This window comes from Pseudomonas sp. TE21394 (genome assembly GCF_054057835.1).
Genome location: NZ_JBSRZR010000001.1, coordinates 612,418 through 633,820, shown reverse-complemented (window position 1 = coordinate 633,820; position 21,403 = coordinate 612,418). Strand labels below are relative to the sequence as shown.

The 21,403-nt window shown below is 61.8% G+C and carries 26 protein-coding genes and 1 pseudogene; 22 read left to right on the top strand and 5 right to left on the bottom strand.

Features of this window, described 5'->3' with window-relative positions:
* The 16 genes and pseudogenes from ACVWZT_RS02920 to recX all read left to right on the top strand — a co-directional run bounded on the left by ACVWZT_RS02920 (position 1) and on the right by recX (position 13,088).
* The gene (locus tag ACVWZT_RS02920; RefSeq protein WP_296233654.1) at positions 1–609 is read left to right on the top strand and encodes a phage tail protein I; all 609 of its coding nucleotides are present in this window, start codon (positions 1–3) and stop codon (positions 607–609) included.
* Positions 602–1,729: pseudogene (locus ACVWZT_RS02915) on the top strand (phage tail protein); the annotation flags it as partial. The gene ACVWZT_RS02920 and the pseudogene ACVWZT_RS02915, both read left to right, overlap by 8 nt.
* A 6-nt stretch (positions 1,730–1,735) precedes the next feature.
* The gene (locus ACVWZT_RS02910) at positions 1,736–3,019 is read left to right on the top strand and encodes a pyocin knob domain-containing protein (protein WP_457472009.1); all 1,284 of its coding nucleotides are present in this window, start codon (positions 1,736–1,738) and stop codon (positions 3,017–3,019) included.
* Positions 3,020–3,027: 8 nt separating this feature from the next.
* Positions 3,028–3,468 (top strand): phage tail protein, encoded by a 441-nt coding sequence (locus ACVWZT_RS02905; RefSeq protein WP_457468073.1) that lies wholly within the window; start codon positions 3,028–3,030, stop codon positions 3,466–3,468.
* 94 nt (positions 3,469–3,562) lie between these two features.
* Positions 3,563–4,729, top strand: a complete 1,167-nt coding sequence (locus ACVWZT_RS02900; protein ID WP_457468071.1) for a phage tail sheath subtilisin-like domain-containing protein — start codon at positions 3,563–3,565, stop codon at positions 4,727–4,729.
* Between the two features lie 13 nt (positions 4,730–4,742).
* Positions 4,743–5,252 (top strand): phage major tail tube protein, encoded by a 510-nt coding sequence (locus ACVWZT_RS02895; protein WP_296233659.1) that lies wholly within the window; start codon positions 4,743–4,745, stop codon positions 5,250–5,252.
* Positions 5,253–5,262: 10 nt separating this feature from the next.
* The gene (locus tag ACVWZT_RS02890) at positions 5,263–5,565 is read left to right on the top strand and encodes a phage tail assembly protein (RefSeq protein ID WP_296233661.1); all 303 of its coding nucleotides are present in this window, start codon (positions 5,263–5,265) and stop codon (positions 5,563–5,565) included.
* Positions 5,566–5,690: 125 nt separating this feature from the next.
* Positions 5,691–7,727 carry a hypothetical protein gene (locus ACVWZT_RS02885; RefSeq protein ID WP_457468069.1) on the top strand — a complete coding sequence of 679 codons (2,037 nt, stop codon included), beginning with the start codon at positions 5,691–5,693 and terminating at the stop codon, positions 7,725–7,727.
* Positions 7,728–7,736: 9 nt separating this feature from the next.
* Positions 7,737–8,582, top strand: coding sequence for a phage tail protein (locus ACVWZT_RS02880; RefSeq protein ID WP_296233665.1), 846 nt, complete (start codon positions 7,737–7,739; stop codon positions 8,580–8,582).
* On the top strand, positions 8,557–8,763 hold the full coding sequence (locus ACVWZT_RS02875; RefSeq protein ID WP_457468068.1) for a tail protein X: 207 nt from the start codon (positions 8,557–8,559) through the stop codon (positions 8,761–8,763). Before ACVWZT_RS02880 ends, ACVWZT_RS02875 begins: the two co-directional genes overlap by 26 nt.
* Before the next feature lie 4 nt (positions 8,764–8,767).
* On the top strand, positions 8,768–9,802 hold the full coding sequence (locus ACVWZT_RS02870; RefSeq protein WP_457468066.1) for a phage late control D family protein: 1,035 nt from the start codon (positions 8,768–8,770) through the stop codon (positions 9,800–9,802).
* 27 nt (positions 9,803–9,829) lie between these two features.
* A complete protein-coding gene (locus ACVWZT_RS02865; RefSeq protein WP_457468065.1) occupies positions 9,830–10,378 on the top strand; it encodes a glycoside hydrolase family 19 protein in 549 nt (182 codons plus the stop codon).
* A 35-nt stretch (positions 10,379–10,413) separates the two neighbouring features.
* Positions 10,414–10,857, top strand: coding sequence for a lysis system i-spanin subunit Rz (locus tag ACVWZT_RS02860; RefSeq protein WP_457472007.1), 444 nt, complete (start codon positions 10,414–10,416; stop codon positions 10,855–10,857).
* 89 nt (positions 10,858–10,946) lie between these two features.
* Positions 10,947–11,429 (top strand): CinA family protein, encoded by a 483-nt coding sequence (locus tag ACVWZT_RS02855; RefSeq protein WP_296233672.1) that lies wholly within the window; start codon positions 10,947–10,949, stop codon positions 11,427–11,429.
* Positions 11,430–11,532: 103 nt separating this feature from the next.
* Positions 11,533–12,600, top strand: coding sequence for a recombinase RecA (gene recA, locus ACVWZT_RS02850; protein WP_170028690.1), 1,068 nt, complete (start codon positions 11,533–11,535; stop codon positions 12,598–12,600).
* A gap of 17 nt (positions 12,601–12,617) precedes the next feature.
* Positions 12,618–13,088: a recombination regulator RecX gene (gene recX / locus ACVWZT_RS02845; protein ID WP_457468063.1), complete on the top strand. Its 471-nt coding sequence runs from the start codon at positions 12,618–12,620 to the stop codon at positions 13,086–13,088.
* A gap of 40 nt (positions 13,089–13,128) precedes the next feature.
* On the opposite strand, the gene ACVWZT_RS02840 is transcribed toward recX, so the two are convergent.
* Positions 13,129–14,247, bottom strand: a complete 1,119-nt coding sequence (locus tag ACVWZT_RS02840) for an LOG family protein (protein ID WP_296233676.1) — start codon at positions 14,245–14,247, stop codon at positions 13,129–13,131.
* Between the two features lie 160 nt (positions 14,248–14,407).
* Here ACVWZT_RS02840 and ACVWZT_RS02835 point away from each other — a divergent pair, with 160 nt between their 5' ends.
* On the top strand, positions 14,408–14,617 hold the full coding sequence (locus ACVWZT_RS02835) for a hypothetical protein (RefSeq protein ID WP_457468060.1): 210 nt from the start codon (positions 14,408–14,410) through the stop codon (positions 14,615–14,617).
* A gap of 16 nt (positions 14,618–14,633) precedes the next feature.
* On the opposite strand, the gene ACVWZT_RS02830 is transcribed toward ACVWZT_RS02835, so the two are convergent.
* Positions 14,634–15,053 (bottom strand): quorum-sensing-regulated virulence factor family protein, encoded by a 420-nt coding sequence (locus tag ACVWZT_RS02830; RefSeq protein ID WP_457468058.1) that lies wholly within the window; start codon positions 15,051–15,053, stop codon positions 14,634–14,636.
* Positions 15,054–15,271: 218 nt separating this feature from the next.
* Between ACVWZT_RS02830 and ACVWZT_RS02825 the strand changes: the two genes are divergently transcribed.
* The 3 genes from ACVWZT_RS02825 (at position 15,272) to ACVWZT_RS02815 (ending at position 17,149) form a co-directional block, all read left to right on the top strand.
* The gene (locus tag ACVWZT_RS02825) at positions 15,272–15,982 is read left to right on the top strand and encodes a tRNA-uridine aminocarboxypropyltransferase (RefSeq protein WP_296233681.1); all 711 of its coding nucleotides are present in this window, start codon (positions 15,272–15,274) and stop codon (positions 15,980–15,982) included.
* A gap of 77 nt (positions 15,983–16,059) precedes the next feature.
* The gene (gene erdR, locus ACVWZT_RS02820; protein ID WP_016715442.1) at positions 16,060–16,710 is read left to right on the top strand and encodes a response regulator transcription factor ErdR; all 651 of its coding nucleotides are present in this window, start codon (positions 16,060–16,062) and stop codon (positions 16,708–16,710) included.
* A gap of 73 nt (positions 16,711–16,783) precedes the next feature.
* Positions 16,784–17,149, top strand: a complete 366-nt coding sequence (locus ACVWZT_RS02815) for a diacylglycerol kinase (RefSeq protein ID WP_010952700.1) — start codon at positions 16,784–16,786, stop codon at positions 17,147–17,149.
* Here ACVWZT_RS02815 and finR read toward each other — a convergent pair.
* Entirely contained in the window at positions 17,146–18,072 is a 927-nt protein-coding gene (finR, locus tag ACVWZT_RS02810; RefSeq protein ID WP_225776658.1) for a LysR family transcriptional regulator FinR, read from the bottom strand. The genes ACVWZT_RS02815 and finR overlap by 4 nt on opposite strands.
* Before the next feature lie 121 nt (positions 18,073–18,193).
* On the opposite strand from finR, the gene fpr reads away from it, so the two are divergent.
* The gene (gene fpr / locus ACVWZT_RS02805; protein WP_023381933.1) at positions 18,194–18,973 is read left to right on the top strand and encodes a ferredoxin-NADP reductase; all 780 of its coding nucleotides are present in this window, start codon (positions 18,194–18,196) and stop codon (positions 18,971–18,973) included.
* Between the two features lie 123 nt (positions 18,974–19,096).
* Here the strand turns inward: fpr and ACVWZT_RS02800 are convergent, their stop codons facing one another.
* A complete protein-coding gene (locus ACVWZT_RS02800; protein WP_457468056.1) occupies positions 19,097–19,591 on the bottom strand; it encodes a SprT family zinc-dependent metalloprotease in 495 nt (164 codons plus the stop codon).
* 127 nt (positions 19,592–19,718) lie between these two features.
* The gene (locus tag ACVWZT_RS02795; RefSeq protein ID WP_225776662.1) at positions 19,719–20,318 is read right to left on the bottom strand and encodes a Yip1 family protein; all 600 of its coding nucleotides are present in this window, start codon (positions 20,316–20,318) and stop codon (positions 19,719–19,721) included.
* Between the two features lie 260 nt (positions 20,319–20,578).
* Between ACVWZT_RS02795 and ttcA the strand changes: the two genes are divergently transcribed.
* Complete coding sequence (ttcA, locus tag ACVWZT_RS02790) at positions 20,579–21,403, top strand: tRNA 2-thiocytidine(32) synthetase TtcA (protein WP_012270926.1); 825 nt, start codon at positions 20,579–20,581, stop codon at positions 21,401–21,403.

The window sequence follows — 21,403 nt, the reverse complement described above, 5'->3', positions numbered from 1 at the left end:
ATGCACAGCCTGTTGCCGCTCAACCGCACCGCGCTGGAGCGGGCCATCGAAGTGGCTGGCGACGAGGACCTCAAGGTCAGCCTGCGTCAACTCTACAACCCCGATAGCTGCCCGGCGCACCTTCTGTACCAATTGGCCTGGGCCTGGTCGGTGGACCGCTGGGAGGACAGCTGGAGCGATGAAATCAAACGCTCGGTGATCCGCTCGGCGTTCTTCGTCCATGCCCACAAAGGCACCTTGGGTGCACTGCGGCGGGTAGTGGAGCCGTTCGGCTACCTGATTGAGGTAGAGGAATGGTGGCAGACCACACCGCCGGCCCCGGCGGGCACTTTCGCGCTGAAGATCGGCGTTTCCGATTCCGGCATCAGCGAAAGCACCTACCAGGAACTGACTGCGCTGATCGACGACGCGCGCCCGGTCAGCCGCCACCTGACCGGCCTGGTGATCAGCCTCGAAAGCCGTGGCGCCCTTCATTTCGGCTGCGCGATCCAGGACGGCGACGAACTGGACATCTACCCGCTGACGCCCCGTGACATCGAGGTCATCGGCGTGGTGGGGCGAGGCGGCCGTGAACACACAATCGATACCTTGGACATTGCACATGGTTGACCAGACTTCTCAGTTCTACGCCATCCTCACCAACGTGGGCGCGGCGAAACAGGCCAATGCCGATGCCTTGGGCATTGCCTGGAAAATCACCCAGATGGGTGTCGGCGATGCCAACGGCAGCGACCCTACCCCGAATGCCACCCAGACCCGCCTGATCAACGAATGGCGCCGCGCGCCGTTGAACCAGCTGAAGGTGGATGACAAGAACAGCGCGATCATCATTGCCGAGCAGGTCATCCCGGCTGACGTCGGCGGCAAGTGGATTCGCGAGATCGCGCTGTACGATGCCGATGGCGACATGGTTGCCGTGGCCAATTGCGCACCCACCTACAAGCCGCTGTTGAGCCAGGGCTCAGGACGGACCCAGGTGGTGCGGATGAACCTGGTGGTCAGCAGCGCCAGCAATGTGCAACTGAAGATCGATCCGGCGGTGGTGCTGGCGACTCGGGAGTGGGTGACCGAGGAGCTGGCCAGGCAGGATTTCAAGCATTCGGTGCTGGCGGCGACTACAGCGAACATTGCCTTGACCGGATTGCAGACGGTTGATGGCGTGGCGCTTGCTGCCGGGGCGCGGGTGTTGGTGAAGAACCAGACCGCAGCCAAGGATAACGGGATCTATAAAGTAGCCGCGGGGGCCTGGAGTCGCAGTAGCGATGCGGATACCGATGCCAAGGTGACACCAGGGTTGTTGGTGTTGGTGGAAAAGGGCTCGATCAACGGCGATAGCGCCTGGCAATTGACCGGTGACGTTTCTATTGCGCTGGGCGTCACTGCGCAAGTTTATGAAATGGCTTTTGGTCGTACCGGTGTAGCCGCGGGTATTTATCGCAGCGTGACTGTAGATAAATACGGAAGGGTGACTGCGGCAAGTAATCCAAACACTGTTGCCGGCTATGGCTTGACGGATGTGTACACCAAGGCGCAAGTAGATACAGCGCTGTCGTTGAAGGCTCCGCTGGCAAATCCAACCTTTACCGGAGCCGCGAAAGCGCCGACCCCTGTGTTAACGAGTGACGATACGACTGTGGCTACCACAAACTTTGTCCAGCGGGTGATCGGTTCGCTGGGCTGGGGAAGTTATGGTGTATCGACGAGCAATATACTGGCAGGCACTGACCTTAACAGTATGGTCACACCTGGCTCCTACGGCCAGACAGCAAATGCCAACGCAACGCTTTCATTGAATTATCCCGCAACGTCAGCTGGAACACTGTTGGTGCAAGCTGCAAATACGGCGATTATAACTCAGATTTATTGCGTTTATAATACGGGGCAGGTGTTCAGTCGTTCATGTTACGCTAATGTCTGGTCCAGGTGGTCGGAACTTTGCGTGACCGATTCTCCAGCACTGCGTGGCGTACCCACAGCGCCAACGGCTGTGAAGGGAAACAGCACCAAGCAACTTGCAACTACTGAATTCGTTCAGGAAACGGTTGCCGGTTTGGTGGATTCGGCGCCCGCGGCGCTTGATACACTGAATGAACTCGCTGCAGCGCTGGGTAATGATCCGAGTTTTGCCACAACTATGACAAATACACTGGCGACGAAAGCTGTAAAGGCGACAACGTTAGCTGGTTATGGTATTGTCGATGGCTATACCAAGGTTCAAGTAGATAGCGCACTTGCGCTCAAAGCACCTTTGTCTAGTCCTGCACTCACAGGAACTCCAACAGCGCCGACTGCGGCCAACTTTACCAGCACGAAGCAGTTGGCAACCACTGATTGGGTAAAGGGGCGTGGGGTGCAATACTCCAATATCACGACGCGTTCGGTTCCAGGCACGCTGGCCGGGGGGGTGGCACATGTGGGTGGAATAGTCCATTTTTGGGGTGCCTATTCTATGGGGTATACGCTGCCTAATAGTGCGACCTTGAATATCCCAGTTGGTGCTGTTGTACGTGTCCAGAACTGGAGTCCCTATAGCCTTTCGATTGGCGTTCAAGGTAATGATAAAATTCAAACCGGGCTCAATGTTGGTCAGGTAAGCGCCATAACCATTTCTCCTGATACATTTGTTGATGCAAGATATTATGGGGAAGAAACCTGGATAATGGATGGCACAGGAGTTGAGAGTACCAGACTTCCTTGGCTATTTAATGGCGTCAGTGCCAACGGGTACCACAAGTTTCCAAGCGGTCTGATTATCCAATGGGGCCGTTCCGCTATTGCCACTCCTGCAGCACCCGTTGTGGTCGTCACATTTCCTGTCGCTTTCCCGAACCGCTGTACGCACTTAAATGAGCACGACACTACCGTTGCGGATGGGTTAACACGTTCGTTCTGGCAGTTTAGAAATTCAGGTAATAGCGGATTCGAAGCCTTTAATTTGTGCTCGATAACTGCGGGCTCACCGCCGAGCTTGAATCCTCCGGTCAGTGCGGCTTGTGCATGGTATGCAGAAGGCTTCTGAGGGTAATTATGAATAAAATCTATGCAAGCGTAGCCAATAAAGCGTTCTATGATAGTGCCGTTCACTCGGAAGACCAGTTGCCCGCCGATGCAGTGGAAATTAGCAAAGAGCTTCATCAGTCATTGTTGGAGGGTGTTAGCAGTCAATCAAAGATGATTGACTTTACTTCCATGCCGCCTGTGCTGGTTGATTTGCCCGAGCCCTCAGGACAAGTGCTAGCTATGTTAGAGGCGGGATGGCGGGACAGTCAGTTGCGCCGCACTGACGAAATTGTCATGCGACATCGAGACGAACGCGAAATGGGAGGGCCAACAACATTGACCAGTTCGGAGTTCATGACATTGATGGGTTATCGGAAAACACTGCGGGACTGGCCGCAGTCAGATCTATTTCCGGATAGCCGGTTTCGCCCAGCAGAGCCACAACTTATCTCTTCCCTCACTCAGTAACGCCCCGCACCGCGGGGCGTTTCGTTTTCTGGCAACACCTCTGAGGCCCTGCACCCGCAGGGCCTTTTCATACCTGAACCCGGAGTAAACCTACATGAGTGGATTCTTCCACGGCGTCACCGTAACAAACGTCGACACCGGCGCCCGCAGCATAGCGCTGCCTTCTTCTTCGATCATCGGCCTGGTCGACACCTTCACCGAGGGCGCTGGCGTCACGGCCAAGGCCAACGAACTGGTGCTGATCACCAGCGAGCGTGAAGCGGTTGCCGCCTTCGGCGAAAACGCCGCCATCACCAAGGCCTGCCGTGCCATCTACACCCGCGCCAAGGCGGTCATCGTCGCCTGTGGCGTGGCCAAGCTGGACGATGCAGCGGAGCAGACCGCCGCGATCATCGGCACGGTGCAGGCCGACGGCAAACGCACCGGCCTGCAGGCGCTGCTTGACGGCAAGAGCCGTTTCAATGCCCAGCCACGCCTGCTGGCAGCGCCGCGCCACAGCGCCACCCAGGCGGTGGGCACGGCACTGGTGGCCCTGGCCGACAAGCTGCGCGGCATCGCCATCATCGACGGCCCCAACACCACCGACCAGGCGGCAATCGACTACGCGAAGAGTTTCGGCGCCAAACGCGCCTTCCTGGTCGACCCGGGCGTGCAGTACTGGGACAACGGCGAGGAAGCCACCCTCGATGCACCCGGTTCGGCCTGGGTCGCCGGCCTCTTCGCCTGGACCGACCGCGAATACGGTTTCTGGGCCTCGCCCTCGAACAAGGAGTTCGTCGGCATCACCGGTACCACCCGCCCCGTGGAGTTCCTCGATGGCGATGACAGCTGCCGCGCCAACCTGCTGAACAACGCCAACATCGCCACCATCATCCGCGATGACGGCTTCCGCCTGTGGGGCAACCGCACCCTGTCGAGCGATCCGAAATGGGCGTTCGTCACCCGCGTACGGACCATGGACATCGTCATGGACGCGATCCTCTACGGCCACAAATGGGCCGTCGACCGCGCCATCACCGCCACCTACGTCAAGGACGTCACCGAAGGCCTGCAGGCCTTCATGCGCGACCTGAAGAACCAGGGCGCGATCATCAACTTCGAGGTCTTCGCCGACCCGGAGCTGAACACCGCCAGCCAGCTCGAGCAGGGCAAGGTGTACTGGAACATCCGCTTCACCGACGTGCCACCTGCCGAAAACCCCAATTTTCGCGTCGAAGTCACCAACCAGTGGCTGACCGAAGTCCTCGATTCCGCCGCTTAAGGAGCGCATCCACATGGCAATGATTCCCGAAACCCTGGCCAACCTGAACCTGTTCGTCGATGGCGTAAGCTTCCAGGGCGATGTACCCAGCCTGACTCTGCCCAAACTCACCCTGAAGATGGAAGAGCACCGCCCCGGCGGCATGGACATGCCGGTCGAGATGGACCTGGGCATGGAGAAGCAGGAGGCGGCCTTCACCACCACCGGTGTGCGCCGCGAAGCGCTGAAATTCTTCGGTCTGGCCGACGGCAGCGGCTTCAACGGCACGTTCCGCGGCGCCTTCAAGGGCCTCAAGGGCAAGATCAACCCGGTTGTGGTCACCCTGCGTGGCACGCTCAAGGAAATTGACATGGGCGACTGGAAGTCCGGTGACAAGGCCGAGATCAAGCACAGCGTCGGCCTGACCTACTACAAACTCGAAGTCGATGGCCGCCTGGTCTACGAGATCGACGCGCTGGGCATGAGGCGCGTGATCGATGGCGTCGACCAGCTGGCCGCCCAGCGCGCCGCGCTTGGCTTGTAAGGAGACAAACATGGCTCAAGCGAAAAAGCAGCCGCAGTGGCTGACCCTGAGCGCCGACCGCGTCAGTGTGCGCCTGTCACGCCCCAGCGAAGCCAACGGCGTTCAGGTCGACTGCCTGTCGCTGCGGGCACCGACCGTGCGCGATATCCGCAACGCCCAGGCCGGCGGCGTCGACGATGACGAGCAGCGCGAACTGAACCTGTTCGCGTCGCTGGCCGAAGTCGGCATCAAGGACCTCGAAGGCCTGACCCTGAAGGACTATAGCCGCCTGCAAAGCGGTTATTTTCGCCTGGTGCAGGACGACGAACTTTGACCCGGCCCGGCAAAAGGTCGCCGCTCGGCGGCTGGCCAGGGAGCTGAATTTTTCCGCGAGCGAGATCATGACCATGTCGTACAGCGACATGGTCTGGTGGCTCGCCCCGTGACAAGGAGGAACCTATGGCGAACACACAGCTGTTCTCGCTCGGGCTCGGCGTCACCGCCATCAACCCCTTGGGCCAGGCCATCGGGCTGCTGCGCCGGGATGTCGAACGCCTGCGCAGGCAGGCTGACGGCACCCGGCTTGGCCGGCTCGTCGGCGAAGTGAAGCGGCTGGGGTTGGAGCTTGGCAAGCTACGCCAGGTCGAACGCGAGCTGGCGCCGGACCAGGCAGCGCAAGGCCAAGACCCGACTGTGAGGCTGAGGGATGAAGCCGATGCCGTTGAGCGTTTGCGCCAGCATTACCTGATGCTGGACCGGGTCATCGCCGGGCTGGCGCAGCTCAAGCCATTGCCCGGCCAGATGACAGTCAATGTCTTTCAGCAGTGGCATACGCTGGTGCAGGGGCAAGGCGCCGTTACACCTGGCAAGGTGCAAGCGCCTGTGCAGGCTGCCAGGCCGGCCCCCGGCGCCGATGCAGGTGGCGACACCGGCATCCTTGCCGGCGGGCTCGCGCTGCTTGCTGGGGGGAGTGGCGCTGCTATCGCAGACGTCGTACGCAAACTGCCACCGGAAAGACAGCGCGCGATACGCGAGCGTGCTTCGAAGGAATGGCGGGACAACCGTGTCGAAACCTTTGGCAAGGTGGCCAAGGCGGTAATCACTGCTGAGGACGGCGAAGAAAGGGCGCGCGGCGTCGGCGCTGCTGTCGGCGAAATCGGCGGTCGCGTGCTGGGCGCCATGGCACCTCTGCTGTTCAAAGGCAAGGGCAAAGCGATAGGCAAAGCCTCGAGCACGAGCATGAGCAGAGGTAAACGTCAGCGCCGGCGCCAAGGTCAGCGGGCCAGCAAGCAGGCGGCGCAAAAGGACGCAGATAGAACGCAAGACGACGCCGCGCAGGAGCGATGGGCCAAATTTGGCGCCCAGGTGGGCGAGGCTGCGGGTGGTGAGGCCGGCGCTGCGTTGTTCAACTGGATCACCGAGGAGGAAGAGCCGGCGCCGCAAAGCAGCGGGGCGTCTGTGCCAGAGCCGGCGCAAACCATTGCCCAAGGCGTCGCTTCCCTACCTTCGCTCGGCACAGCAAAACAGCTGCCATTGGCAGGAAAACTGTTCAAGCGCGTGCCACTGACGGCGGTGCTGGATACCTCGCTGCAGGTGGCCGACATCTACCAGAGTGACGGCACTCCCGCAGAAAAGCTGCAAGGCTATGGCGAGGTTTTCGGCGGGTTGAGTGGCAACCTGGCCGGCACCTCGGCCGGGTGGCTCGGTGGCGCGGCAGCAGGTGCCATGCTTGGCTCGGTGGTACCGGGTGTAGGAACCGTGATCGGTGGCGCGGTCGGTGGCCTGCTGGGCAGCATGGGTGGTGGTTATCTGGGCGGCATCGGTGGTGAATGGGTCGGGGGCGCGTTGGGCAAGGCCGTGGCAGCCGTCGTCGGCTCCGATGCGCCAGCGGCGAGCCGGGATGTTGCCGCTTCCGCAGAACAGCCAAGCCGCTTGCAGAAAGACGTCAGCACACCTGCACCGTTGCTTGCCAGTTCGACAGCGCAGTTGCTTGGCAGCCTGGCCGGTTCATCGGTCGGTGGGCTCGGTGGTGCGGCAGCCGGCGCCATGATCGGCTCGGTGGTACCGGGTATAGGAACCGTGATAGGCGCCGCGGTTGGTGGCCTGCTGGGCAGCCTGGGTGGCAGTCAACTCGGCAGCATGGGCGCCAAGCTCATTGGCGAAGCGTCGGGCAAGGCCGTGCAGTCTGTCGCCGGCTCCGATGCGCCGGGGGCGAGCCTGGAGGTTTCCAGTCTCTCCGAGCAGGCGACCCGAGCGCCGAGAAACGTCGGCCCGCCTACGTCGTCGCCTGCTGTTTCGATACCGCCGTCATCGGCTGTGTCGCCACCCGCCATCAACCAGCAATTCACTTTCACCGCCAATATGCCGGTGACCTTGCACAACAGCCTCGATGACCCGACCACCCTGCAACAACTGGAAACCATCGCTCGCCGCGTGCTCGACGACCTGATGCGTCAGGCGCGCGCGGTACAGATGGTCGATCAACCACAGCCATGAGGAGCACCCATGACCTACCTGGAACAGTTGCAAGGCGGCTTGCATGCGCTGGTCAAGGCGGGCGAGGCGGGGCGTCGGCGTGCCGACGCCATGCTCGACCCGATGAACCAGGCGGTCGGCCATGCCAGGGAGGCGGCCGCCGAGCTCGAAGCCCTGCCATGGATCGGCCCGCAAATCGGCAAACGCCTGCAGCGCACCCTGCGCGCCATCGACTCGGCCAGGCAGCGCGTCGACAAGGTGATTGCCAAGTACGACCAAGCCCTCGATGTGGTACGCAAGGTGCGCGCCCGCGTCGAAGCCTTCACCGAGCATCTGGGCAAGGCCGGCGCGGCTGTGCGACGGGTGATCGGAGATGTGCGCTCGGTCGCCAACGGTGTGTTGTCAACCTTCGGCTTCGCGCCGGATGCCACGCCGACGGCGCAAGCGATCAAGCCGTTCCCGCACCTGCTGGTACTGCAGCCGCTGAAGGCCAACAGCGCGCCGTATTACTTCAACCTCGACACCGCCGCCTTCGACCAACTGCGCCGGCAAACGCGCTTTCGCTGGGCCGGGCAAGAGCGCCTGGGCCGCGAGAATGCCCAACAGGCGGTGAGCCAGGGTGAAGAGAGCATCACCATCCGTGGCGCGATCTACCCGGGCTTCAAAGGCGGGCTGGGCCAGCTACAGGCCCTGCGTGGCATCGGCCGCCAGCTGCTGCCGTTGTCGTTGACCACCGGCTATGGCGAAGTGCTCGGCACCTGGTGCCTGACCCGCATCGAGGAAGAGCAGGGCGCATTGCTGGCAGGCGGCATACCGCGCAAACAAGGTTTCTCACTGGAGTTCGTCAGTTATGGACAAGATTTGCAAAACGTCTGAGGGCGACCTGCTCGACACCCTTTGCCAGCATTATTACGGGCACCTCGACGGTAGCGTCGAAGCGGTGCTGCGAGCCAACCAGGGGTTGGCAGACGAGCCTCAGCCATTTCGCAGCGGCGTGACGTTCCGCTTGCCGGGACTGGTGCTGACAGCGGCTGGCGTCGTGCAGCTGTGGAGCTGATGCCATGCAGCCACTATTTAGCATCCAGGCCGATGGCAAGGATATTACTGCGCTGATCAACGATCGCCTGTTGCTGCTGCGGACCACCGACAAGCCGGGCATGGAAGCGGATGACTTCGAGCTGCGCATCGATGCCCGGGACGGCACCATAGCCGTGCCCGCTCGCGGTGCACTGATCGAACTGCATCTGGGGTATGCCGGCCAGCCGCTGACCCGGCTGGGGCGTTACACCGTCGATGAAGTCGAGTTGTCCGGCCCGCCGGATACTCTGGTGATCCGGGGCAAGGCTAGCGACCTGCGCGGCAGTGGCCGAACCGTCCGCAGCGGCAGCTGGGAAGCCGTGCCCCTGCAACGTATCGTTGCCGAAATCGGTGCGCGCAATGGCTGGCAGGCAATCTGCCCGGTGCTCACGCTGGTACCTCGGGTCGACCAGGTCAACGAATCGGACTTCAACTTCATCACCCGCCTGGCGCGCCAGTACGACAGCACTGCCAAACTTGCCAATGGCCAGTTGCTGGTGTTGCCGCGCCAGGGCGGGCAGAGCGCCAGCGGCAAACCTCTGGGCGTGGTAGGGATTGCCCGTGGTGACGTCAGCCAATGGCACTTCCGCCTCGACGACAAGGCCGCGCGCAAGGCCGTGCGTACCCGTCATCTCGACGCCGCCACTGGCGAGTCCAAGGTCATCGAGCTGGTCAACGATGAGGCCGCCGAGGGGCAGCGGCCGGTGCATACCGACCGTCATCTCTACCCCAGCCGCGCTGCCGCCGAGCAGGCCGCCAAGGCCCGCCTGGCCAGCTTCAACCGCGCTACGGCTCACGTGCGCCTGGACTTGCCGGGGCGCACCGACCTGTTCGCCGAGCGCAGCATCGAGCTGCACGGTTTTGTCGACGGCCTCGACGGCCAGTACCAGATCGACGCGGTGGAGCATGTGTTTACCAGGTCGGGCTGGCGCACCACCGTGCAGGGCAATGGCGGCAAGGCGGGCAAGGTGCAGGCCAAGGGCGCGGCCCCGCGCCGCCAGGCCGCGATCAAGGCGTGAAGAGCGATACAGGGAGGGAAGTTACCCATGCTCACTGAAACACAATTGCTACAGATTTTGCCGAACGCCCGCCCCGTAGCGGGCGTTTTTCTTTCTGCACTGAACGTCACCCTGCCACGTTGGGAAATCGATAATCCCAAACGCGTGGCGGCGTTCATCGCCCAGGTGGGCCATGAGTCAGGCCAGTTCCGTTATGTGAAGGAGCTGGGCAACGAACGCTACCTGGCCCGCTACGACACCGGCAGCCTGGCCCAGCGCCTGGGCAATACGTCCCAGGCCGATGGCGATGGCCAGTTGTACTGCGGGCGTGGCCTGATCCAGGTGACCGGGCGCAACAACTACCAGGCCTGCAGCCGCGCCTTGTTCGGCGACGAGCGCTTGCTGGCGCAACCGCAACTGCTCGAACAACCACGCTGGGCCTGTGAATCGGCGGCGTGGTTCTGGCATTCACGCGGGCTCAATGCCCTGGCTGACCTGGGCGAGTTCAACCGCATCACGCGCCATATCAATGGTGGGCTCAATGGGCTGGAGGAGCGTCTCAAACTCTGGGCGCGGGCGCGCGAGGTGTTGTGTTGAGCCGATGGCAACTGGCGCTGGGCGGCTGCTTGCTGATGCTGTCGGTAGCGCTGGCCTGGCAGATTCAGGGCTGGCGCCATGGCCGCCAGCTGGCACAGCTGGCGCAAGCCCAGGCCGAAGCCGAGGTCGCCCGAGTGCTGGCCGAACGTGAGCGGCGCCAGGTGCTCGAACGACGTCTGGAAGAAAATGAAACCCGTTATTTCAAGGAACTTGCCGATGCTCAGCAGTCTCAGGCTCGCCTGCGTGATCGCCTTGCTACTGCCGATCTGCGCCTGTCGGTCCTGGTCGAACGCGACACCCTCCTTTCCGCAGTGCCTGCCACCGCCACCCCCGGCAGCCTGGATCATGCAACCGTACGTGCCGGACTTGAGCCGGCGCATGCTCGACGAATTATCGCCATCACCGATGAAGGGGACCGGGGGCTGATTGCGTTACAGGCTTGTCAGGCTTATGTGCGGGAACTGCGTAGCGGGCGTTAGGGCAAAACGGACGCGTCTGTGCCTGTGAGGCATGCACTTGAAAGGCGCAAAAATGCTACGGTGTTTTCACCCCCTTCAAGGAACCCGTCATGGACCCGATCACCGTCCTCGCCACCCGTCTCGGCGAACACCTGCGTCGCTTCAATGCTCAGGTCACCACCGCTGAATCCTGTACCGGCGGCGGTATCGCCGAAGCCATCACCCGGATACCTGGCAGCTCTGCCTGGTTCGAGGCCGGCTATGTGACCTATTCCAATGCCCAGAAGACCCGTCAGCTGAATGTACCGGCGGCATTGTTTCCCGAGGTGGGCGCAGTCAGCCAGGAAGTGGTCGAGGCCATGGCCCGTGGCGCCCAGGCCGCCAGTGGTGCGCGTTTCGCCGTGGCGGTCAGTGGCGTGGCCGGCCCCGACGGCGGTTCGCCAGCCAAACCAGTGGGCACCGTGTGGCTCGCCTGGGCCGATGGCAGCCATGTCACCAGCGAACGGCGGCACTTCGAGGGCGACCGCGAAGCGGTGCGGCGACAGACGGTGATCGCCGCGTTAGACGGCTTGTTACAGCTTGGTGCCGAGTAAATCGACAACAGGGGTTTGCTCGCGCGCTCGCCTGTGGAATAATACTGGCTACTTATACAGGTATTCCGGCCATCAGGGCCAAGTCGAACACGTGAGGATTGCAATGGACGACAACAAGAAGCGCGCCTTGGCTGCGGCCCTGGGTCAAATCGAACGCCAATTCGGTAAGGGCGCGGTCATGCGCATGGGCGACCACGAGCGCCAGGCGATTCCGGCCATCTCCACCGGCTCCCTGGGCCTGGATATCGCCCTCGGCATTGGCGGTCTGCCGAAAGGCCGTATCGTCGAAATCTACGGCCCGGAGTCGTCGGGTAAGACCACGCTGACCCTGTCGGTCATCGCCGAAGCCCAGAAGAATGGCGCCACCTGTGCCTTCGTCGACGCCGAGCACGCCCTCGACCCCGAGTATGCCGGCAAGCTGGGTGTCAATGTCGACGACCTGCTGGTTTCCCAGCCAGACACCGGCGAACAGGCCCTGGAAATCACCGACATGCTGGTGCGCTCCAACGCCGTTGACGTGATCATCGTCGACTCCGTGGCTGCCCTGGTACCCAAGGCTGAAATCGAAGGCGAGATGGGCGACATGCACGTGGGCCTGCAGGCTCGCCTGATGTCCCAGGCACTGCGCAAGATCACTGGTAACATCAAGAACGCCAACTGCCTGGTCATCTTCATCAACCAGATCCGTATGAAGATCGGCGTGATGTTCGGCAGCCCGGAAACCACCACCGGTGGTAACGCCCTGAAGTTCTACGCCTCGGTGCGTCTGGACATCCGCCGTACCGGTGCAGTCAAGGAAGGCGACGAGGTGGTCGGCAGCGAAACCCGCGTCAAGATCGTCAAGAACAAGGTGTCGCCACCGTTCCGCCAGGCCGAGTTCCAGATCCTCTACGGCAAAGGCATCTACCGGAACGGCGAGATCATCGACCTGGGTGTGGCCCAGGGGCTGGTCGAGAAGTCCGGTGCCTGGTACGCCTACCAGGGCAACAAAATCGGTCAAGGCAAGGCAAACGCTGCCAAGTACCTGGCTGAGAACCCTGCCATTGGCGCCGAGATCGAGAAGCAGATCCGCGAGAAGCTGCTGACCGCTGGCGCTGTTGCTGCTGCCGGGAAGGCTGCGGCTGCCGAAGCTGATGCCGATGACATGGCCGACGCTGACGCCGGCTATTGATTGCACGGGTACCGAACATGTCCGCCGAACTCGACACCCCCGTCGCTATCAGGCGGACAGCCATGGACCTGCTCGCGCGACGTGAGCACGGTCGTGTCGAGCTGACGCGCAAATTGCGTCAGCGCGGCGCTTTGGATGAGCTGATAGAGCCCGAACTCGATCGGCTTGCCGAAGAAGGGCTGCTCAGCGAAGCCCGCTATCTCGAAAGCTTCATCCGTTATCGTTCCGGCTCTGGCTATGGCCCTGCGCGAATTCGCGAGGAGCTGAGCCAGCGCGGCTTGGCGCGGGCGGATATCGAGCAGGCGCTGCGTGACAGCGGGGTAGAGTGGAGCGAGCGCATGCGTGAGGTGTGGCAGCGCAAGTTTGCTGGTCAACGCCCCCACGACCCGCGTAGCCGTGCGCAGCAGACGCGTTTTCTTGCTTACCGTGGATTCCCCATGGACATGATCGGTCGTCTGCTCAGTGGACGTGATCTCGACGACTACTGAAGATCAGGGGCGCAAAACGCCCCTCCAAAGCAGCACGGTATCAATTGGCTTTCAACGCCTCCCGGGCCCGCTGGGTGGTATGCATGGGTTGCGGCTTGGCCCAGTTCTCCGGCAGGTTGATGAAATCCACCAGTTCGCGCAGCCGGCCCTGATCCCGGCCATTGAAGGCAAATGACAAACGGGTCAGGTGGCTGAAGTTGCCCACTTCGTGCTCGGCACTGCTGTCAGGTTGTTGGTGATACTTGCCGCTGAGGCGCAAATCGGCGAAGCCTTCCTGAATGTCATACAGCGCCGCCTCGCTGAGCGGGTGATGCATGCGGATCACGAACTGGCTCTTCAGCCAGCGGCTGGAATGGTAGTTACTGTAGAACTGGTTGATTTCCTCGACCGCCTCGTCGGCGCTGTGCACCAGGCGCAACAGCTTCAGGTCGCTGGGCAGGATGTAGCGGTTTTCTTCGAGCTGGCGGCTGACGAAGTCCAGGCAATCGCGCCAGAAGCTGCCGCCCGGCGAGTCCAGCAGCACTACCGGTACCAGCGGGCTTTTGCCGGTCTGGATCAGGGTCAGCACCTCCAACGCTTCATCCAGGGTGCCGAAACCGCCTGGGCACAGCACCAGGGCATCGGCTTCCTTGACGAAGAACAGTTTGCGGATGAAGAAAAAGTGGAAAGGCAGCAACTTGTCGGTGCCGTCCACCGTGGGGTTGGCGTGTTGCTCGAAGGGCAGGGTGATATTGAAGCCCAGGCTGTGATCGCTGCCAGCGCCTTCGTGGGCTGCAGCCATGATGCCGCCGCCGGCGCCGGTGATGACCATCAGGTCCGAACGCGCCAAGGTCGCGCCCAGCTCGCGGGCCAGGGCGTACATCGGGTGTTCCAGTGGTGTGCGTGCCGAGCCGAACACGGTTACCTTGCGCCGACCCTTGTAGCGTTCCAGGGCGCGAAACGAGTGGTCCAGTTCGCGCAGGGCCTGCAGGGTGATCTTGGCGCTCCAGCGGTCGGTGTCGTCATGGGCCATGCGCAGGATGGTCAGCATCATGTCGCGGTACAGCGGCAGGTTGGGGCTGTCCGGTGCCACCAGTTGCAGTTGTGCGTCGATGTTACTCAGGTCGATGTTGTTGTCGCGAAAGTGGCTGAACAGCAGTTCGTTCGATTGGTAAGGCATGCAACGTCTCCTTCTGCACCAATACCTCTGACCTCAATCTAGACCCTTGCGTCCGATCGTGCCGGGGTGTTTGGCCTGGCCGCTCGTCAGCAGGCAACCACTGGCGATGCGGGTTTGGTTAACTGGATAGGCGAAACGTGTCGATGCAGGAGGTGGCGGTATGCATCGCTTGATCATCGAGGTGGACCGGCAGCTTTACCAGCAGCTGGAAAATGCGGCCCGGGCGCATCACCTGAGCCTTGAGGCCGAATGCCGACGCAGGCTGTCGGGGCTCGAATGCCAATCGCGCTACTTGCAGGCGTTGCTGGCAGAGATGCGCGCCGATGCCGCTGAAGGATGTTGGCGCGCCCGGGAGGACGAAAAGGCGTAGCGATTACCGGTTGTCGTTACTTCTTCTTGTTGCCGGCCACGCAGCTGGCATTGTCGAAGGCCTGGTCCATGATCGGCTGGTTGGTCTTGTGTACCGTGAAACGGTAGACCATGACTGCGCCCTTGGACATCAGGTTGCGGAACCCGTTGTTGCGGCAGACGCTGTCACCCAGCTGGCTGCGAACCTGTTCCGGGTTGGCCTGCATGCGCTCGGCATGGCTCTGGCGCACGCTCAGGTGGTTGATCAGTGCCTTGCCTTCCACGGTATAACCCTGGTCGAGGATATCCTCGTTGATGGCCCGCGGGGTGCCGACACTGCTCTCTTTGGCGACCTTCTGCAGCATGTTGTTCAGGTCGTAGTCCTGCTTGGAAGCCGCCTGGGCTGCCAGGGGCAGGGCGAGCATCAGGCTCAGGACGGGGGCGATACGGCGCAGCATGGATCTCTCCTGGTTCGGTGACTGGCGCTTTGACATGCGCGGGTCGACAGCGTTCCGTTACTATCGCGAAGGGGCGAGGTTCAGGCACGCCAAAACCCGATTATAAGGACCGCCTTGCCGGCTGCACAGCAATTGCGCCCTGTTCTGGTAGACTGGCGACCTTGTTTTCACCGAGCAATCCGAGTGTCCGTACCCAATCTCTCCAGAGGCCTGCCGGCATGAGCCATGCGGTAGCGCGCCTGCGCGCCGAACGCCTGGCGCGCAGCAACAAGCCTTTCATCGCCCGGGGGTCGCGTGCCGAACGTTGCCCGGATTGCCGGGTCATCGCCAGCCATTGCCTGTGCGCCTGGAAGCCGCGGGTGCAGGCCGATTCCGGCATGTGCCTGCTGATGCATGACACCGAGCCGCTGAAGCCGACCAATACCGGATGGTTGATCGCCGACCTGATCGAAGACACCTTCGCCTTCGGCTGGCTGCGCACGTCGGTCGACCAACGCTTGCTGGCATTGCTGGACGACCCGCGCTGGCAGCCCTACATCGTCTTCCCAGGCGAATTCGTTGCCCAGGAACGGGTGGTCAGCGGAGTGCGGCGTGAACCGGGCAAGCGCCCCTTGTTCATCCTGCTGGACGCTACCTGGACCGAGGCGCGCAAGATGTTTCGCAAAAGCCCGTACCTCGATCGCTTCCCGGTGTTGAGCCTGGCGGCCGAGCAGATGTCGCGCTACCGCCTGCGTCGCTCGCGGCGCGATGATCACTTCTGTACGGCGGAAGTGGCTGCCATGTGCCTCGACCTGGCTGGCGATACCCAGGCCTCGCAGGCACTGGATGCCTACCTGGATGTGTTCAGCCTGCATTATCTGAGCGGCAAGCGGCGCCTGCCACTGGATGAGCAGGACGACACCCATCAGCGTTTGCATACCTTCCTATAGTCCAAGGGGCACAACCCCTGCTTTGGTTCATAATGACCCTACCCGAGTGCCCGACACAGAACAGGATCCCCAGATCGATGGCCACTTATGAAATCCTGATTGCCGATGACCACCCGCTGTTCCGCGGCGCCCTGCGCCAAGCCGTTACCCTCGGCCTGGGCCCGGATGTGCGCCTGGTGGAGGTTGCCAGCATCGCCGAACTGGAAACCCGCTTGAGCGAAAAGGCCGACTGGGACCTGGTGCTGCTGGACCTGAACATGCCAGGCGCCTACGGTTTTTCCGGGCTGGTGCTGTTGCGCGGGCAATACCCGCAGATTCCGGTGGTAATGGTTTCGGCGCAGGAGGAGGCCGCCGTGGTAGTCAAGTCCCGCGAATTCGGTGCCAGTGGTTTCATTCCCAAGTCCAGCACCCTGGAAGTGATCCAGGATGCGGTGCGCAAGGTGCTCGACGGCGAAGTCTGGTGGCCGCCGCAGGCATTTGAAAAGGTGGATGTCTCGGCCGAGGCCAAGGCCGCCAGCGAAGGCCTGGCCAGCCTCACGCCGCAGCAGTTCCGGGTACTGACCATGGTCTGCGAAGGCTTGCTGAACAAGCAGATCGCCTATGAGCTGAATGTGTCGGAAGCGACCATCAAGGCCCACGTCACCGCGATCTTCCGCAAGCTCGGCGTGCGTACCCGCACCCAGGCCGCGCTGCTGCTGCAACAACTTGAATCGGTTGCCAGCAACTGATCGCGCGTGCCTTCACGCTTTTTTTACCCTTGCCGCTCTAGGCTGCTGGCCTTTCGGTTGTTAAGTGACTCACATGACATCGCCATTCAAGGGCCAGACCGGCCTCAAACGTATCTTCAACGCCGCCGGCTATTCGCTGGACGGCCTGCGCGCCGCCTTCAAGGGAGAGGCCGCGTTCCGTCAGTTGGTCCTGCTCAACGTGCTGCTGATCCCAATCGCCTTCTGGCTACCGGTCAGTCGCGCGGAGCGGGCGATCATGATTGCCGTGTGCCTGTTGGGCCTGATCGTCGAGTTGTTCAACTCGGCGGTGGAGGCGGCCATCGACCGCATCTCGCTGGAGCGCCACCCGCTGTCGAAGAACGCCAAGGACATGGGCAGCGCGGCGCAACTGGTGGCGCTGACCATGGTGGCGTTGGTGTGGGGCGTGATCCTGCTTTAAGCGATTGGCGGCAGCACGATCTCGTCACTGCGGGTAAAACCCGCGGTGAAGTTGCGGCACAGTTCGAGAAATTCGCGCATGGCCGAGGTCTGGTACTTCTGTTTGTGCCAGATGAAGTAGAACTGGCGCCTCAGGTCCAGCTCCGGGGTTTCCACCGCGACCAGGCTGCCGCGGCGGAAGGCGTCGCGCAGGGCCAGGCGCGAAATGCAGCCGATGCCCAGGCCTGATTCCACTGCGCGCTTGATGGCCTCGGTGTGCTCCAGTTCCAGGCGGATGTTGAGGTTGCTGCGCTGATGGCGCATGGCCTGGTCGAAGGTCAGGCGTGTGCCGGAGCCCTGTTCGCGCAGTATCCAGGCTTCCTGGGACAAGGTCTGCACATCGGCGCGGCCCAGCCTGGCCAGTGGATGCTGCGGCGCGCAGAACACCACCAGTTCATCTTCTACCCAAGGTCGAACTTCCAGGTCCGGGTGGTTGCAGTCGCCTTCGATCAGACCCAGGTCAATTTCGTAGTGCGCAACCTGTTGCACGATATGTGCGGTGTTCTGTACATGCAGCTTCACCTGGCTTTCCGGGTGCACCTGCATGAAGCTGCCGATCAGCAGGGTGGCCAGGTAGTTGCCAATGGTCAGCGTGGCGCCGACCGCCAGCGAGCCGAAACCGGACTTGCCATTGAGCAGGTCTTCGATTTCCTTGGCCTGGTCGAGCAGGGCCACGGCCTGCGGCAACAGCTGCTGGCCCAGGGCGTTGAGGCTCAGGCGCTTGCCGGCACGGTCGAACAGCTGGCAGCTGGACTGGCGTTCAAGTTCGGTGATCGAGGTACTGGCAGCCGATTGCGACAGCGCCAGCACACTGGCGGCGCGGGAGACGCTCTGGTGCTGGGCCACGGCAACGAAGACCTGCAGTTGACGAAGTGTGAATCGCATATCGATATAACCGATAACACATATCTTGATAATCCAGTTAACAGATATTGTCGCTGCCCCTAAACTATCGCGCAACTGCGCGTCTTGCGCGCGCCGCGTCTTTCTTCAGGAGCCCCATTAGATGAGCAACATGAACCACGAACGTGTCCTCAGTGTGCACCACTGGAACGACACCCTGTTCAGCTTCAAGTGCACCCGTGACCCGGGCCTGCGCTTCGAGAACGGTCAGTTCGTGATGATTGGCCTGCAGCAGGACAACGGCCGTCCACTCATGCGCGCCTATTCCATCGCTTCGCCGAACTGGGAAGAGCACCTGGAGTTCTTCAGCATCAAGGTGCCGGACGGCCCGCTGACCTCCCAGCTGCAGCACCTGAAGGAAGGCGACGAGATCATCATCAGCAAGAAGCCCACCGGCACCCTGGTGCTCGACGACCTGAACCCGGGCAAGCACCTGTACTTGCTGAGCACCGGCACTGGCCTGGCGCCGTTCATGAGCGTCATCCAGGACCCGGAAACCTATGAGCGCTTCGAAAAGGTGATCCTGGTGCACGGCGTGCGCTACGTGAACGAAGTGGCCTACCGTGAATTCATCACCGAGCACCTGCCACAGAACGAGTTCTTCGGTGAAGCGGTACGCGACAAGCTGATCTATTACCCGACCGTGACCCGTGAGCCGTTCGAGAACCAGGGCCGCCTGACCGACCTGATGCGCAGCGGCAAGCTGTTCAGCGACATTGGTCTGCCACCGATCAACCCGCAGGACGACCGCGCGATGATCTGCGGCAGCCCGAGCATGCTCGACGAGACCAGCGAAGTGCTGGACAGCTTCGGCCTGAAGATCTCCCCGCGCATGCGCGAGCCGGGCGATTACCTGATCGAGCGGGCCTTCGTCGAAAAGTAAGGCGCAGGTTGGTGCAAGAAGGCGACCTCCGGGTCGCCTTTCTTATGCCTGAAATTATTGCAGGGTCTGTTCCGGCAATTTTCACAAGTAAACGCGCCAAGAGGCCGGAACAGCAAACACAACCTACTCGACGCGCATCTCGCCGCTATATACCAATATCTCCCGACAGCGTTTGCACAGGTAGCGCCGTCCCTGACGCACCAGCTTGTGCCGCTGCGCGGTAAACGGGAAATCGCTGTGCGGGCAGGGGCAGCGGTAGATATAGCGGGTGGCCACGCGTCGCTGCACCTCGTAGTTGTGGCAGCGGTTGGGTGGCAGTTCATAGACGCCGCGCATGATCAGTTGCCATTCCTCGCCATGGGCCTGAATGCGGTCGCCGAACAGCTGGTGGGCCACCAGATGCGCCACTTCGTGAGCCACGGTCTGGCGCAGGAAGTCTTCCTGGTTCTCCCGGTACAGTTGCAGGTTGAAGCGCAGCAGGTTTTCGTGCAGGTGGGCGACACCGGCTTTTTGCCCACGCAGCTTGAAGCTGACTTCCGGGCGCGGGAAGGTACGTTTGAAGAAGGTTTCGGCTTGCTGGTAACAGGTTTCGACGCGTTGTAATAGCAGCTCGGGCATGGCGGGATGGTTCTCCTGGCCGAGCATTATGCCGCAACCCTGGGCAGCCTGCCGAGCCACCGGTCAGCGCACAGGCAGAGGCCGCCTTGCGGCGGCCCCTGGCAGATGCCCCAGTGTTGGTCACGTTCTAGTTGGTGTACACGGGCCCCACGCCCAGGCCCCAGATGATCACCGTGGCAGCCATGATCGCCACCAGTACTACCAGGCCCACCGCCAGCACCGAGCTGGAGAACAGGAAGCCTTCGTCGGACGGGATGTTCATGAACGTCGGTAAACCGACGTACAGCAGATACACCGTGTAGCAGATGGCTGCGGTTCCTATCAGCATGCCCAGCCACAGGTGCGGGTACAGCGCCGCCAGGCCGCCGATGAACAATGGCGTGGCAGTGTAGGTGGCAAAGGCAACGCACTGTGCCATGGACGGGTTGGCATCGTAGGTGCGCGCCATCCAGTGGATGAATGCGCCCATCACCGCGACCCCGGCAAGCATTGCCAGGTACGACATGATGCTCATCCAGATGGCGCTCTCCATGGTCAGCATCACCGCCGGTCGATCGCCGATCACCCAGCCGACCTGGGTGGTACCGATGAACGCTGAAACAGCGGGAATCGCCGCCAGGATCAGGGTGTGCGTCAGGTACATGTGGCTGATGGTTTCTTCTTCGCCACGAATTTCCCGCCATTCCTGGTCGGGATGGGTAAACAGCCCCACAACGTGATGAATCATGCCGATCACTCCTCTCAATGTTGCCAGATGCCCCCAAATGGAGCGCAGCGGCCCGAGGCCGGAACACCGATGCAAGCGGTAATGTGGCCTTATGTCGCAGTATAGGAAGCCGTTACCTACATAAACCGTGCTTTTTAGAGCAAATCGCGCTGTCAGTGCGCCTCTTGATTACATTGAAGTCTTTGTCGGAATGCCTACAGCAGCGGCGCGTTTGTGCGTAAAATAGTCGGCTTTTGTCACACCTCGCGGATCCAAGCGCTATGGGCACCCTCTCGGTCAACCAGAACAAACTGCAAAAACGCCTGCGTCGTCTCGCCGGCGAAGCCATCACCGACTACAACATGATCGAGGATGGCGACAAGGTCATGGTCTGCCTGTCCGGCGGCAAGGACAGCTACACCATGCTCGACGTTCTGTTGCACCTGCAGAAGGTGGCGCCGATCAAGTTCGAGATCGTCGCGGTGAACATGGACCAGAAGCAGCCGGGCTTCCCGGAGCATGTGCTGCCGGCCTACCTCAAGGAACTGGGCGTCGAGTACCACATTGTCGAGAAGGACACCTACTCGGTGGTCAAGGAGCTGGTCCCCGAGGGCAAGACCACCTGCTCGCTGTGTTCGCGCCTGCGTCGCGGCACCCTGTACACCTTCGCCGACGAAATCGGCGCGACCAAGATGGCGCTGGGGCACCACCGCGACGACATCGTCGAAACCTTCTTCCTCAACATGTTCTTCAACGGTGCGCTGAAGGGCATGCCGCCGAAGCTGCGTGCCGATGATGGCCGCAACGTGGTGATCCGCCCGCTGGCCTACTGCAGCGAGAAGGACATCCAGGCCTATTCGGACATGAAGGAATTCCCGATCATCCCGTGCAACCTGTGCGGCTCGCAGGAAAACCTGCAGCGTCAGGTAGTCAAGGACATGCTGGTGGAGTGGGAGCGCAAGCATCCGGGCCGTACCGAGAGCATCTTCCGCGCTCTGCAGAACGTGGCACCGTCGCAGCTGGCCGACCGCAACCTGTTCGACTTCACCAGCCTGAAGATTGACGAAAACGCCACGCCGCGTTTCCTTGATGTACTGAATATCTGA